Here is a 14,114-nt window from a genome sequence, read left to right as displayed (position 1 = left end):
ATTGCGCTTACGGTCGAACCTTAAAACTTCCTTGCTGCTGGCCGTTGCCCTTGGGCTGGCGGCCTGTTCCAGTACCCCGTCGAAACTGCCAGGCTTGCCGGAGCGCGTTGAACTCAATGGCGTGCCAACCTTTCGCAGCGAGGCTTATCAGAGTGGTCCTGCGGCACTTGCCAGCATGCTGTCGCAACAAGGCATTGTCATGACACCGGGTTTGCTTGATAAACCACTGCGCCTGCCCGGCGCCGAGGCGGACCTTGAACGCAACATGCAGGTGCTGGCGCGTGAGTATGGGCTGATGGTGTACCCATTGGACGCCAAGCTGACCGCCGTGTTTGCCCAGGTAGCGGCGGGTTACCCGGTGATGGCGCGGATCAACGCCAGCTATTGGTCCGGGGAGCGTTATGTCGTGGTGGTGGGGTTCAACCAGCAGAAAAGTACCGTGCTGTTGCGCTCAGGCAAGGAGCGTCGATTGAGCATGAGCTTCAGCGACTTCGATTCGGCGTGGAAGGGCGCGGGCCATTGGGCCATCCTCACCCAGCGCCCGAGCCAGTTGCCGGCCAACGTGGATGCGCAGCGCTGGCGCGATGCGGCCAACGCCACGGCGCAGGCGGGGCAGGAGCAAGCGGCGGCCCAAGCGCTCAAGGTGTTGGCAGAGAAGAAGTGAAACTCAAATGTGGGAGCGGGCTTGCTCGCGAAGGCGCAGTGTCAGTCGCTGAATGCTTAGGCTGACCCACCGCATTCGCGAGCAAGCCCGCTCCCACACTAAAATCGCTGTTTATCGACGTACTTCCGTAGCAGTCGCTCGATTCTTGAGGTTCTTATCGGCCTTGTAACGCAGCGCCACATCCGGCACGGCGCCGCCTTTGCCGGTCTCGACCCAGCTACGAATACGGCTGGCATCGGCAAAGTGGGTGAACTTGCCAAAGGCATCCAGGATTACCAGCGACACCGGGCGATTGCCCATGCTCGTCACCAGCACCAGGCAATGGCCGGCCTGGTTGGTGAAGCCGGTCTTGGTCAGCTTGATATCCCAATTGGCGCGGTTGATCAGGTGGTCGGTGTTGGAGAAGCCCAAGGTGTAGTTGGGCTTGCGGAACGACACAGTCTTTTCCTTGGTGGTGCTCAACTGGCTGAGCATCGGAAACTTGCGCGCATAGGCCAGCAGCTTGCTCAGGTCGCGGGCGGTCGAGACGTTATGAATCGACAGACCGGTGGGCTCCACGTAGTGGGTGCTGGTCATGCCCAGGGATTTGGCCTTGGCGTTCATCGCGGCGATGAAGGCCGAATAACCGCCTGGATAGTGGTGGGCCAGGCTGGCGGCGGCGCGGTTTTCCGAAGACATCAGCGCGATCAGCAGCATTTCCTTGCGCGGCATCTGGCTACCGATCTTCACCCGGGAGAACACGCCTTTCATCTCGGGCGTGTCGGTGATGTTGATGTCGATGTACTCGTCCATATTCTGCTTGGCTTCGAGGACGATCAGGCCGGTCATCAGCTTGCTCACCGAGGCGATGGGTACAACCACGTCGGGGTTGCTGGAATATATGACTTTATTGGTCTGCAAATCGACCAGCATGGCGCTGCCGGAGGCGATCTGCAGCTTGGAGGCGTCACGCGGGGCCAGGGTGGTTTCGGCGGCGTGGGCGAAGGTACCTGCCAAAGCAAAAAACAGGCTGACAATAGAAAGACGAATTTTCACGCGGATGAACTCGCTAAAAAAGTAAGGAAATGCCGTTGTAGAACGGATCTTGTGACAAAGGGCGTTACATTTTAGGAGTATGGATGAAGAACTGTCGAATGTTCTTCTAGAACCAGACGAAAGTGCTTAAAAACTAAGAAAAAACGGTTTTTTTACGTGCAATAAAAAGCCCTGCGCTAAGGCAGGGCTTTTTCATTACGCCTGGTTATTAACCATGCAGGGTTTCCGCTGCGTACAAGGTATTTTCCAACAGGCAGGCCCGGGTCATGGGCCCGACGCCGCCTGGCACTGGTGTGATCCAGCCAGCGCGGGGCAGGGCGGTTTCATACACCACGTCGCCCACCAACTTGCCGTCTTCCTGGCGGTTGATGCCCACGTCGATGACGATGGCGCCTTCCTTGATCCACTCACCCTTGACCAGGCCCGGCTTGCCGGCGGCGACTACCACCAGGTCAGCGCGGCCGACGTGGCCGGCCAGGTCCTTGGTGAAGCGGTGGGTGACGGTCACGGTGCAGCCGGCCAGCAGCAGCTCCATGGCCATCGGGCGACCGACGATGTTCGATGCGCCCACCACCACAGCGTCAAGGCCATACAGGTCGACACCGGTGCTTTCCAGCAGCGTCATGATGCCTTTGGGGGTGCATGGGCGCAGCAGGGGAATGCGTTGGGCCAGGCGGCCGACGTTATAAGGGTGGAAACCGTCGACGTCTTTGTCCGGGCGGATGCGCTCCAGCAGCTTGGAGGCGTCCAGGTGCTCTGGCAGTGGAAGTTGCAGCAGGATGCCGTCCATGTTCGGGTCATCGTTGAGGCTGTCAATCAGGTCGGTCAGGGCCTGTTGAGTGGTGTCCGAAGGCAAGTCATAGGCCTTGGAAATAAAGCCGACCTCTTCACAGTCTTTACGCTTGTGCGAGACATAAACCTGAGAGGCAGGATCGCTGCCGACCAGGATCACCGCGAGGCCAGGCGTGCGCAGGCCTTGCTGGCTGCGCTCGGTGACTCGTTTGGCGATCTGCTGGCGCAGGCTGGCGGCGATTGATTTGCCGTCGATAAGTTGTGCAGTCATTACGCGTGATTAACCATCGAGAGGGGGAAGAAAAGTGCGCGCATTCTCGCATGCCAAGGCGCGAGGGCAAAGGCGCTTGGTCTGCAAATTGCCCTAACCCCTTAAATAAAATCAGTTTTTTTCAAAAAAGATTTGACGGGTTTCCGGGGCATCTATACTATTCGTCGCACTTGTCGGGCACAGCCTAGCACTGGTTAAGAAGGTCGAGCAGAATAGTTGTACTGCAAGGCTGGAAGCACTTAGTTTGTAATCCTCCAAGAGTACAGATTAATAAGGCGCCCGTAGCTCAGCTGGATAGAGCATCCGCCTTCTAAGCGGATGGTCGCAGGTTCGAGTCCTGCCGGGTGCGCCATTAGGCAGCTTTGGCACAAGTAGCGCTATATGGTGGGCGTAGCTCAGTTGGTAGAGCACGGGATTGTGACTCCCGTTGTCGAGGGTTCGATCCCCTTCGTCCACCCCATATTCTGAAAAGGCGCCAGATTTAACAGTCTGGCGCCTTTGCTTTAAGAGCTTCAAGCGCGGATGTGGTGGAATTGGTAGACACACTGGATTTAGGTTCCAGCGCCGCGAGGCGTAAGAGTTCGAGTCTCTTCATCCGCACCAATTAAAGCTTTTCCCGGTCGTCAGGCGGGGCAGGGCTCAACAAAGAAGTGGTTTGGTTTCTTTGTTAACGCAATATGGTGGGCGTAGCTCAGTTGGTAGAGCACGGGATTGTGACTCCCGTTGTCGAGGGTTCGATCCCCTTCGTCCACCCCATATTCGAAAGGCGCCAGATTTAACAGTCTGGCGCCTTTTTTGGTTTTGGCGGTTTGAGATTGGGTGGTCGCAGGTGCTGGGCTGCCCCGGCAGGGCGTGTCGTCGTATTTGTGTATCTCGATGATGCCGCGTTGCTTGCTCGCTCTGTTCGCAGGGCGGGCCGTCAGGGAGATGGATGCGTGTTCCTTCTATATATAGAGAGGGGCGGCGCAGAGCCCTGGCGCAATTTGGCTGTATTTGTCACCGGGGCGAGGTACTTCAGTGCTTTCGTACCGATAAATTGCCGGCTGTTTTCCGCTGTGTTTTCAGTAGGGTGACTTCTTGAGTTTGACCCACTAGAATGCATGCCCTTGATTGGGGTCGGAAATGGCCGGCTAATGTCTGTGCAACGAGGAATATCCATGCAAGTTTCTGTTGAAAATACTACTGCTCTCGAGCGCCGCCTGAGCATCACCGTGCCGGCAGAGCGTATCGAGACTGCGGTCAACAAGCGTCTGCAGCAGACTGCCCAAAAGGCCAAGATCGCTGGTTTCCGTCCAGGCAAAGTGCCGATGAGCGAAATCAAGCGTCGTTTTGGTGCCGATGCGCGCCAGGAAGCTGTAGGTGACGTGATCCAGGCTTCTTTCTACGAAGCCGTTGTCGAGCAAAAGCTGAACCCGGCAGGCTCGCCTTCGATCGAGCCCAAGTCCCTGGAAGCGGGCAAGGACCTGGAATACGTTGCCGTATTCGAAGTGTTCCCGGAATTTGAAGTGGCCGGTTTCGACGGTATCGAAATCGAGCGTCTGAGCGCCGAAGTGGCCGATTCGGACCTGGACAACATGCTGGAAATCCTGCGCAAGCAGAACACTCGTTTTGAAGTGGCCGACCGTGCCGCCCAGAACGAAGACCAACTGAACATCGATTTCGTTGGCAAGGTTGACGGCGAAGTGTTCGCTGGCGGCTCCGCAAAGGGCACTCAACTGGTGCTGGGTTCCAACCGCATGATCCCTGGTTTCGAGGACGGCCTGGTTGGCGCCAAAGCCGGCGAAGAGCGCGTTCTGAACCTGACTTTCCCTGCTGACTACCAGAACCTGGACCTGGCTGGCAAAGCCGCCGAGTTCACCGTTACCGTCAACAGCGTTTCCGAGCCTAAGCTGCCAGAGCTGAACGAAGAGTTTTTCGCCCAGTTCGGCATCAAGGAAACCGGCATCGAAGGCTTCCGCACCGAAGTTCGCAAGAACATGGAGCGTGAGCTGCGCCAGGCTATCAAGTCCAAGGTCAAGAACCAGGTCATGGACGGTCTGCTGGCCGCCAACCCGATCGAAGTGCCTAAGGCCCTGCTGTCCAACGAAGTGGATCGTCTGCGCGTTCAAGCGGTTCAGCAGTTTGGTGGCAACATCAAGCCTGACCAACTGCCGGCCGAGCTGTTCGAAGAGCAAGCCAAGCGCCGCGTTGTGCTGGGCCTGATCGTGGCTGAAGTGGTCAAGCAGTTCGACCTCAAGCCAGACGAAGACCGCGTTCGTGAAATGATCCAGGAAATGGCTTCGGCCTACCAGGAGCCTGAGCAGGTCGTGGCTTGGTACTACAAGAATGAGCAGCAGATGAACGAAGTACGTTCGGTTGTGCTGGAAGAACAAGTTGTGGATACTGTTCTGCAGAAGGCTAAGGTGACCGATAAAGCGGTCTCTTACGAAGAAGCAGTCAAACCGGCGGAAGCAGCACAAGCCGACTGATTGTCCAACTCGTTGGAAATTCAACCATAAGCCAGCCTCGCGCTGGCTTATGCGTTTTCAAGACATGACTATTTGGGAGTAACTGCAGAGCATGTTCCGTAATTCCTATATTCAGCAGAACTCTGATATCCAGGCCGCAGGCGGCTTGGTCCCGATGGTTGTCGAGCAGTCCGCTCGTGGCGAACGCGCCTACGACATCTACTCGCGCCTGCTCAAGGAGCGAGTGATCTTTCTGGTTGGCTCGGTAGAGGACTACATGGCCAACCTGATCTGTGCGCAATTGCTGTTCCTTGAAGCGGAAAACCCGGACAAGGACATCCATCTCTACATCAACTCACCGGGCGGTTCGGTGACTGCGGGCATGTCGATCTACGACACCATGCAGTTCATCAAGCCAAACGTGTCGACCACCTGTATTGGCCAGGCGTGCAGCATGGGCGCCTTCCTGCTGACTGCGGGTGCCGAAGGCAAGCGTTTCTGCCTGCCGAACTCGCGCGTGATGATTCACCAGCCGCTGGGCGGTTTCCAGGGCCAGGCGTCGGACATCGAAATCCACGCCAAGGAAATCCTCTTCATTCGTGAGCGTCTCAACACGCTGATGGCCAAGCACAGCGGGCGCACCCTGGAAGAAATCGAGCGCGATACCAACCGTGACAATTTCATGAGCGCTGAAGCCGCCAAGGAATACGGGTTGATCGACGCAGTGATCGACAAGCGCCCCGCTTAATATAAGCCGCTCAAAATAGGGCTGGTCGGCATGTCTGACCACTGGCGGGCTTGAAAAAGCCCGCATAAGCCTTCATCTTGTGTTGCAAGCCTATCGGATTTGGATCGAACGAATGACTGACACCCGCAACGGCGAGGACAACGGCAAGCTGCTCTATTGCTCCTTCTGTGGCAAAAGCCAGCATGAAGTACGCAAATTGATTGCCGGCCCCTCGGTGTTTATCTGCGACGAATGCGTCGACCTGTGCAATGACATCATCCGTGAGGAGGTGCAGGAAGCCCAGGCCGAGAGCAGTGCGCATAAATTACCTTCGCCTAAAGAAATCAGCGGCATCCTTGACCAGTACGTCATTGGTCAAGAGCGTGCAAAGAAGGTTCTGGCCGTAGCGGTGTACAACCACTACAAGCGCTTGAACCAGCGTGACAAGAAAGGTGATGAGGTTGAACTCGGCAAGAGCAACATCTTGCTGATCGGTCCTACAGGCTCGGGTAAAACCCTGCTTGCAGAAACCCTCGCTCGCCTGCTGAACGTTCCGTTCACCATCGCCGACGCCACCACCCTCACCGAGGCTGGCTACGTGGGTGAAGATGTCGAGAATATCATTCAGAAACTGCTGCAGAAGTGCGACTACGACGTAGAGAAAGCCCAGATGGGTATTGTCTACATCGACGAAATCGACAAGATTTCGCGCAAGTCTGATAACCCGTCGATCACCCGGGACGTTTCCGGTGAAGGCGTGCAGCAGGCCCTGTTGAAACTGATCGAAGGCACGGTTGCGTCCGTACCGCCGCAAGGTGGTCGCAAGCATCCGCAGCAGGAATTCCTTCAGGTTGATACGCGTAACATCCTGTTCATTTGTGGCGGTGCGTTCTCCGGTCTGGAGAAGGTGATTCAGCAGCGTTCCACCCGTGGCGGCATTGGTTTCAGTGCGGAAGTGCGCAGCAAGGAAGAGGGCAAGAAGGTGGGCGAGTCCCTGCGTGAAGTCGAGCCTGACGATCTGGTCAAGTTCGGTCTGATCCCGGAATTCGTTGGCCGTCTGCCGGTCCTGGCCACGTTGGACGAGTTGGATGAGGCGGCTTTGATCCAGATCCTCACCGAGCCGAAAAACGCCCTGACCAAGCAATACGGCAAATTGTTCGAGATGGAAGGTGTAGACCTCGAGTTCCGGACCGACGCGCTGAAATCGGTGGCCAAGCGAGCACTGGAGCGTAAGACCGGTGCACGTGGCCTGCGTTCTATCCTCGAAGGCGTGTTGCTCGACACCATGTACGAAATCCCCTCGCAGTCTGAGGTGAGTAAAGTGGTGATCGATGAAAGCGTGATCGAAGGCAAGTCCAAGCCACTGTATATCTACGAAAACAGTGAGCCGGCTGCCAAGGCTGCACCCGACGCATAAGCGTTCAGCAGTTGCGGTACAAGCAAGGGGCCTCTAGGGGCCCCTTGTCTTTGGGGGCGTTTCTTAGGGCGGTGGTTAAATTCGCGTGTATTCATGCGTTTAACTACTGGCATTGAGCTTGTTTTTTTTGCATGTAACCCCCATCTTGGTTTCAAGCTTATTTTTGAACTGTCATAGAGGCGAAATCATGAAGACAACCATCGAATTGCCTCTCCTGCCGTTGCGCGATGTCGTCGTCTATCCGCACATGGTTATCCCGCTGTTCGTGGGGCGCGAGAAGTCTATCGAAGCCCTCGAGGCCGCGATGACGGGCGACAAGCAAATCCTGCTGTTGGCCCAGAAGAATCCTGCTGATGATGATCCGGGTGAAGATGCCCTGTATCGCGTCGGCACCATTGCCACTGTCCTGCAATTGCTCAAGCTGCCCGATGGCACCGTCAAGGTGTTGGTCGAAGGTGAGCAGCGCGGTGCCGTAGAGCGCTTTATGGAGGTGGACGGCCACCTGCGCGCGGAAGTGGCGCTGATCGAAGAAGTCGAAGCCCCGGAGCGTGAATCCGAGGTGTTCGTGCGCAGCCTGCTGTCGCAGTTCGAGCAATATGTGCAGTTGGGCAAGAAAGTCCCGGCTGAAGTCCTGTCTTCGCTCAACAGCATTGATGAACCGAGCCGCCTGGTCGACACCATGGCTGCACACATGGCGCTGAAGATCGAGCAGAAGCAAGACATCCTCGAAATCATCGACCTGTCGGCCCGTGTCGAACACGTATTGGCGATGCTGGATGGCGAAATCGACCTGTTGCAGGTTGAGAAGCGTATCCGTGGCCGCGTGAAGAAGCAGATGGAACGTAGCCAGCGCGAGTACTACCTGAATGAGCAGATGAAGGCCATTCAGAAGGAGCTCGGCGACGGCGAGGAAGGCCACAACGAAATCGAAGAGCTGAAAAAGCGTATCGATGCCGCTGGCCTGCCCAAAGACGCCCTGACCAAGGCCACCGCCGAGCTGAACAAGCTTAAGCAGATGTCGCCAATGTCGGCCGAAGCCACTGTGGTGCGCTCGTATATCGACTGGTTGGTGCAAGTGCCGTGGAAGGCCCAGACCAAGGTGCGCCTGGACCTGGCCCGTGCTGAAGAGATTCTCGACGCTGACCATTACGGTTTGGAAGAGGTCAAGGAGCGCATCCTTGAGTACCTCGCCGTGCAAAAACGTGTGAAAAAAATCCGCGGTCCGGTGCTGTGCCTGGTCGGGCCTCCAGGTGTGGGTAAAACTTCCCTGGCGGAATCGATTGCCAGCGCGACTAACCGCAAGTTCGTGCGCATGGCCTTGGGTGGCGTGCGTGACGAAGCTGAGATCCGTGGTCATCGCCGTACCTACATCGGTTCGATGCCAGGAAGATTGATTCAAAAGATGACAAAAGTGGGTGTACGCAACCCGCTGTTCCTGCTCGATGAAATCGACAAAATGGGCAGCGACATGCGTGGCGACCCGGCGTCGGCCTTGCTCGAAGTGCTTGATCCCGAGCAGAACCATAATTTCAACGACCATTACCTGGAAGTCGACTACGACTTGTCTGACGTAATGTTCTTGTGCACCTCCAACTCCATGAACATTCCGCCAGCCTTGCTGGATCGGATGGAGGTGATTCGTCTGCCGGGCTACACCGAAGACGAGAAGATCAACATCGCGGTCAAGTACCTGGCGCCCAAGCAGATTTCGGCCAACGGCCTGAAGAAGGGCGAGATCGAATTCGAGGTCGAGGCGATCCGTGACATCGTGCGCTACTACACCCGCGAGGCCGGTGTACGGGGCCTTGAGCGCCAGATCGCGAAGATCTGCCGCAAGGCGGTGAAGGAGCACGCGTTGGAAAAACGCTTCTCTGTGAAGGTGGTCGCCGATTCCCTGGAACACTTCCTGGGCGTGAAGAAATTCCGCTACGGCCTGGCCGAGCAGCAGGATCAGGTCGGCCAGGTGACTGGCTTGGCGTGGACCCAGGTGGGTGGCGAATTGCTCACCATCGAAGCGGCGGTGATTCCGGGCAAAGGCCAGTTGATCAAGACCGGCTCCCTGGGTGATGTGATGGTCGAATCCATTACGGCCGCGCAGACCGTGGTACGCAGCCGCGCCCGCAGCCTGGGCATCCCGCTGGACTTCCACGAGAAGCACGACACCCATATCCACATGCCGGAAGGGGCGACCCCCAAAGACGGCCCTAGCGCTGGCGTAGGCATGTGCACGGCGCTGGTATCAGCGTTGACCGGCATTCCTGTGCGCGCTGATGTCGCGATGACCGGAGAAATTACCCTGCGTGGCCAGGTATTGGCGATCGGTGGTCTGAAAGAGAAATTACTCGCTGCGCACCGAGGTGGAATCAAGACCGTGATCATTCCTGAAGAGAATGTTCGCGACTTGAAGGAAATTCCTGACAATATCAAGCAGGATCTTCAGATTAAACCGGTTAAATGGATTGACGAGGTCCTGCAAATTGCGCTGCAATACGCGCCGGAGCCCTTGCCGGATGTGGCCCCGGAGATCGTCGCGAAGGACGAAAAACGCGAGTCCGATTCCAAGGAAAGAATTAGCACGCATTAATGTGTTGGAGCCTGGGGGGCTTCCTTGACAGCTTTTTAGAGCCCTTGTTATAAAGCGGCTCTTAAGTGTCTGTAGGCCATTCAGCACTGGTTTTGCTTTTTACCAAAAAACTTAGAATCATACTCAATAGATATATAAGGGGACTTAGAGTGAACAAGTCGGAACTGATTGATGCTATCGCTGCATCCGCTGATATCCCGAAAGCTGCTGCTGGCCGTGCGCTGGACGCAGTAATCGAATCCGTCACTGGCGCTCTGAAGGCCGGCGACTCCGTGGTACTGGTAGGCTTCGGTACTTTCTCTGTGACTGACCGCCCAGCTCGCACTGGCCGTAACCCACAGACCGGCAAAGCACTGCAAATCGCTGCTGCCAAGAAACCAGGTTTCAAAGCCGGTAAAGCCCTGAAAGAAGCCGTTAACTAAGCTTCGTTCAAGCCTTTGCTTACCCGGGTCGGACGCAGGTCTGGCCTGGCAGCGGAGCGGTAGCTGACCCACGTATCGGGTCGCCACGCCGGGGGTGCAGATTCGAACCCCCGTCCGCTCCGCCAGTTACGAGAAGGCGCATCCTCGGATGCGCCTTTCTTCTATCCGGACTCTACCCACGCTCCACGGTTGCCTAATTTTTGAAGTTCAACCGTTTCTGGGGGACGCATGCTGCAAAATATCAGGGACAATTCACAAGGCTGGATTGCCAAGACCATTATCGGGATCATCGTCGCTTTGATGGCGTTCACCGGTATCGAAGCCATTTTCCAGGCTTCGGGTAATAACAAGCAGGACGTGGCCAAGGTCAACGGTGAACAAATCACCCAGACCGAGCTGAGCCAGGCTGTCGATATGCAACGGCGCCAGCTGATGCAACAGTTGGGTAAGGATTTCGATGCTTCCCTGCTCGACGAAAAACTGCTGCGCGATGCTGCCCTCAAGGGCCTGATCGATCGCAAGCTGCTGCTGCAAGGCGCTGCCGATTCCAAGTTCGGCTTCTCGGAAGCTGCGCTGGATCAGGTGATCCTGCAGACGCCGGAATTCCAGGTGGACGGCAAGTTCAACGCCGAACGCTTTGACCAGGTGATCCGCCAGCTGGGCTATAGCCGCATGCAATTCCGTCAGATGCTGACCCAGGAAATGCTGATCGGCCAGGTTCGCGCAGGCATCGCCGGCAGCGGGTTTGTGACCGACGCCGAGGTGCTGGCATTTGCCCGTCTGGAAAAACAGACCCGCGATTTCGCCACCGTCAACATCAAGGCTGATCCCGCGGCGGTGAAACTCACCGACGATGAGGTCAAAGCCTACTACGACCAGCACGCCAAAGAGTTCATGACCCCGGACCAAGTGGTCATCGACTATCTGGAATTGAAGAAGTCTTCCTTCTTCGACCAGGTGACTGTCAAGGACGATGAGCTGCAGGCTGCCTACGAGAAGGAAACCGCCAACCTCGCTGAACAGCGTCGTGCCGCGCATATCCTGATTGAAGTCAACGACAAGGTCACCGAGGCGCAAGCCAAGGCCAAGATCGAAGACATCCAGGCGCGCCTGGCCAAGGGTGAGAAGTTCGAAGCTCTGGCCAAGGAGTTCTCCCAGGATCCAGGTTCGGCCAACAATGGCGGCGACCTCGGTTTTGCTGGCCCTGGTGTTTACGACCCGGACTTCGAAACCGCCTTGTACGGCTTGAAGCAAGACCAGGTGTCGGCGCCGGTGCGCACCACCTTCGGTTGGCACCTGATCAAGTTGCTGGGCGTTGAAGCGCCTGAAGTGCCATCGTTCGCCAGCCTGAAAGACAAGCTGACCCGCGATCTCAAGGCACAGCAGGTTGAACAGCGTTTTGTCGAAGCGACCAAGCAATTGGAAGATGCGGCATTCGAAGCCTCTGACCTGGCCCAGCCGGCGTCTGACCTGAAGCTGACCGTCCATACTTCCGCGCCGTTTGGCCGCGAAGGTGGCGAAGGTGTAGCGGCCAACCGTGCCGTGGTCACTGCCGCATTCAGCCCGGAAGTGCTGGATGAAGGTGCCAACAGCAGCGCCATCGAACTGGACCCGGAAACCATCATCGTGCTGCGTGCCAAGGAGCATCTCAAGCCGGCCCAACTGCCGCTCGAGAAGGTCGAGGCGGCCATTCGCACCCAGATGACCAAGGAGCGCGCAAGCGCTGCTGCCAAAGCCCGTGCCGACGAGTTGATCGCCAGCCTGCGTGATGGCAAGACCGCGCTGGACCAGCCGGTTGACGGTCAGGCTTGGAAGGTGACTGAGGCGGCTACCCGTGGTCAGGAGTCTATCGACCCGGCCGTGCTGCAAGCCTTGTTCCGCATGCCTAAGCCGGCGGCCAAGGACAAGCCTACCTTTACCACCGTGACCCTGCGCGATGGCAGCCTGATGATCGTGCGCTTGAACGGCGTGAACGAAGCGGCGGCCCCTACGGACGAAGAAAAGGCGCAATACCGCCGCTTCCTCGCTTCCCGTATTGGCCAGCAGGACTTCGCGGCCTACCGCAAGCAGCTGGAAACCCAGGCAGACATCAAGAAGTACTGATGCCGGCCTGAATAAAAAGACCCCGACCTGAAAAGGCCGGGGTCTTTTTTTGCCCTTGATAAAGCGGCTACTCAGTTAAATGGGACTGTCACTGTGGCGAGGGAGCTTGCTCCCGTTGACTGCGCAGCAGTCCCAGCTTTTTAGGGCCGCTTCGCGACCCAGCGGGAGCAAGCTCCCTCGCCACAGGTTAGTGCTCTGCCTCAGATAGGCTTGGCAGCAAACTTGAGCTTGCCCCACGTCAACCCGATCACCGCCGCCAGGGTTGAAGCCGCCAATACGCTCAGCTTCGCAGCCGACAGCAGGGCCGGGTCGGAAAATGCCAGGGACGAGATAAAGATCGACATGGTGAAACCGATCCCCGCCAACAGCCCTACCAGGCCAACGCCCGTCCAGGTCACACCGTCAGGCAGTTTGCAGATGTTGAGCTTGACCAGCGCCAGGCTCGCCAGCATCACGCCCAGAGGCTTGCCGAGCACCAGGGCGAAGACGACACCCATAAATACGCCATGGGCCAGCGGGTCATCCAGATTGAAACCGTCCAGGCTCACACCGGCGTTGGCCAATGCAAACAGCGGCATTACGCCGAACGCGACCCAGGGGTGCAGCGCCGATTGAACACGCTGCACTGGCGGCAGTATTTCCCGTTGAGCTTCGCGCAATTGTTTGAGGGGCGTGGCGACTTGCTGGGCCCCTTCGGCTGGCTGCGAGAACCGGTCCATCAGCTCGTTGAAGGTGCGTTCGATGGTTTCCAGCGGGCGTTCCCGGGTGGGCTTGGAATTGACGGGGGTCATCAAGCCAAGGATCACCCCGGCGAGTGTTGGGTGCACGCCGGTCTTGAGCAGGCCAAACCACACGATAGCGCCTGGCAGCAGGTAGATCGCCGCCTTGCTGATGCCCATGCGTTGGAACACCAACACCAGGGCCAGCCCGCCGACAGCAATCACCAAGCCCATGTAGTCGAGGCTGGCGGTGAAAAAGATCGCGATGATCAGAATCGCCACGATGTCATCGATGATCGCCAAGGCCAGCAGCAGGATGCGCACGCCACTGGGAATCGATTTGCCCAGCAGCGCGAGCACGCCCACGGCAAAGGCGATGTCGGTCGCGGTGGGGACCGCCCAGCCACTCGCGGCGGGGGTGCCGTGGTTGAGCAGGGTGTAGATGAGGGCGGGCATCAGCACACCGCCCAACGCCGCGCCCAACGGCAGCGTGGCCAGCTTCAGGTTAGCGAGGGCGCCGTCTTTGATTTCCTGGCGGATCTCGGCACCGACTACCAGAAAGAAAATGGTCATCAGCCCGTCATTCACCAGAAAATGCAGGGAGCGCGACACGCTGTAATCGCCCAGCCCGAGGGTGATGGGCGTGTTCCAGAAATGCTCGTAGGTCGCGGCGGCGGGGCTGTTGGCCCACACCAGCGCGACGATGGCGGCGAGCAGCAGCACGATACCGCTGACGGCTTCGATGTGTGAAAAGCGCTCAAGGGCGGACAGCGCGCCCTCAGTCAAACGTTGGGGGCGGGGAATGGCGGGGTGTTTATCAGGCACGACAAATCTCCATTGGCGGCCCGACCAATGCTTGGCTTTTAACCTGCGCCGTGCTTTATGCAACAACGCACCCAGGGGCGATGATAGGAAGGTGAGGAATAAGTTGTA

At 57.7% G+C, this 14,114-nt stretch carries 10 protein-coding genes and 4 tRNA genes; 11 read left to right on the top strand and 3 right to left on the bottom strand.

What is annotated here, in order from left to right; translation table 11 throughout:
• Position 1 precedes the first annotated feature (1 nt).
• Positions 2-664, top strand: a complete 663-nt coding sequence (locus GH769_RS14085) for a cysteine peptidase family C39 domain-containing protein (RefSeq protein ID WP_032903451.1) — start codon at positions 2-4, stop codon at positions 662-664.
• A gap of 111 nt (positions 665-775) precedes the next feature.
• On the opposite strand, the gene pbpG is transcribed toward GH769_RS14085, so the two are convergent.
• Both pbpG and folD read right to left on the bottom strand, forming a co-directional pair.
• The gene (gene pbpG, locus GH769_RS14080; RefSeq protein WP_014718990.1) at positions 776-1,699 is read right to left on the bottom strand and encodes a D-alanyl-D-alanine endopeptidase; all 924 of its coding nucleotides are present in this window, start codon (positions 1,697-1,699) and stop codon (positions 776-778) included.
• 208 nt (positions 1,700-1,907) lie between these two features.
• On the bottom strand, positions 1,908-2,762 hold the full coding sequence (gene folD / locus GH769_RS14075) for a bifunctional methylenetetrahydrofolate dehydrogenase/methenyltetrahydrofolate cyclohydrolase FolD (RefSeq protein WP_014718989.1): 855 nt from the start codon (positions 2,760-2,762) through the stop codon (positions 1,908-1,910).
• Between the two features lie 275 nt (positions 2,763-3,037).
• Between folD and GH769_RS14070 the strand changes: the two genes are divergently transcribed.
• The 10 genes from GH769_RS14070 (at position 3,038) to GH769_RS14025 (ending at position 12,462) form a co-directional block, all read left to right on the top strand.
• A tRNA-Arg gene (locus GH769_RS14070) sits at positions 3,038-3,114 on the top strand.
• A 32-nt stretch (positions 3,115-3,146) separates the two neighbouring features.
• Positions 3,147-3,222: transfer RNA gene (locus GH769_RS14065), tRNA-His, on the top strand.
• Between the two features lie 58 nt (positions 3,223-3,280).
• A tRNA-Leu gene (locus GH769_RS14060) sits at positions 3,281-3,365 on the top strand.
• A 77-nt stretch (positions 3,366-3,442) separates the two neighbouring features.
• Positions 3,443-3,518 (top strand) — tRNA-His (locus GH769_RS14055).
• Positions 3,519-3,919: 401 nt separating this feature from the next.
• Complete coding sequence (gene tig, locus GH769_RS14050) at positions 3,920-5,230, top strand: trigger factor (RefSeq protein WP_014718988.1); 1,311 nt, start codon at positions 3,920-3,922, stop codon at positions 5,228-5,230.
• Positions 5,231-5,321: 91 nt separating this feature from the next.
• Entirely contained in the window at positions 5,322-5,957 is a 636-nt protein-coding gene (gene clpP / locus GH769_RS14045) for an ATP-dependent Clp endopeptidase proteolytic subunit ClpP (RefSeq protein ID WP_153649785.1), read from the top strand.
• 112 nt (positions 5,958-6,069) lie between these two features.
• Positions 6,070-7,353, top strand: a complete 1,284-nt coding sequence (gene clpX, locus GH769_RS14040) for an ATP-dependent Clp protease ATP-binding subunit ClpX (RefSeq protein ID WP_003192254.1) — start codon at positions 6,070-6,072, stop codon at positions 7,351-7,353.
• A 187-nt stretch (positions 7,354-7,540) separates the two neighbouring features.
• Positions 7,541-9,937 carry an endopeptidase La gene (lon, locus tag GH769_RS14035; protein ID WP_003192252.1) on the top strand — a complete coding sequence of 799 codons (2,397 nt, stop codon included), beginning with the start codon at positions 7,541-7,543 and terminating at the stop codon, positions 9,935-9,937.
• Positions 9,938-10,086: 149 nt separating this feature from the next.
• Positions 10,087-10,359 (top strand): HU family DNA-binding protein, encoded by a 273-nt coding sequence (locus tag GH769_RS14030; RefSeq protein WP_003174819.1) that lies wholly within the window; start codon positions 10,087-10,089, stop codon positions 10,357-10,359.
• Between the two features lie 228 nt (positions 10,360-10,587).
• Positions 10,588-12,462, top strand: coding sequence for a SurA N-terminal domain-containing protein (locus tag GH769_RS14025; protein ID WP_020302360.1), 1,875 nt, complete (start codon positions 10,588-10,590; stop codon positions 12,460-12,462).
• A 200-nt stretch (positions 12,463-12,662) separates the two neighbouring features.
• Here GH769_RS14025 and nhaA read toward each other — a convergent pair whose 3' ends face one another.
• Positions 12,663-14,006, bottom strand: a complete 1,344-nt coding sequence (nhaA, locus tag GH769_RS14020) for a Na+/H+ antiporter NhaA (RefSeq protein ID WP_032903442.1) — start codon at positions 14,004-14,006, stop codon at positions 12,663-12,665.
• Positions 14,007-14,114 lie beyond the last annotated feature (108 nt).

This window comes from Pseudomonas sp. CFSAN084952 (assembly GCF_009648855.1).
Lineage (GTDB): Bacteria > Pseudomonadota > Gammaproteobacteria > Pseudomonadales > Pseudomonadaceae > Aquipseudomonas > Aquipseudomonas paracarnis.
The sequence above is the reverse complement of the archived record's forward strand: the minus strand, read 5'-3'. Positions and strand labels throughout refer to the sequence as shown.

Excerpts from the sequence above, each read along its gene's own strand:
- folD (WP_014718989.1), bottom strand. The coding sequence starts at position 2,762 with ATGACTGCACAACTTATCGACGGCAAATCAATCGCCGCCAGCCTGCGC.
- tig (WP_014718988.1), top strand. The coding sequence starts at position 3,920 with ATGCAAGTTTCTGTTGAAAATACTACTGCTCTCGAGCGCCGCCTGAGC.
- clpP (WP_153649785.1), top strand. The coding sequence starts at position 5,322 with ATGTTCCGTAATTCCTATATTCAGCAGAACTCTGATATCCAGGCCGCA.
- clpX (WP_003192254.1), top strand. The coding sequence starts at position 6,070 with ATGACTGACACCCGCAACGGCGAGGACAACGGCAAGCTGCTCTATTGC.
- lon (WP_003192252.1), top strand. The coding sequence starts at position 7,541 with ATGAAGACAACCATCGAATTGCCTCTCCTGCCGTTGCGCGATGTCGTC.
- GH769_RS14025 (WP_020302360.1), top strand. The coding sequence starts at position 10,588 with ATGCTGCAAAATATCAGGGACAATTCACAAGGCTGGATTGCCAAGACC.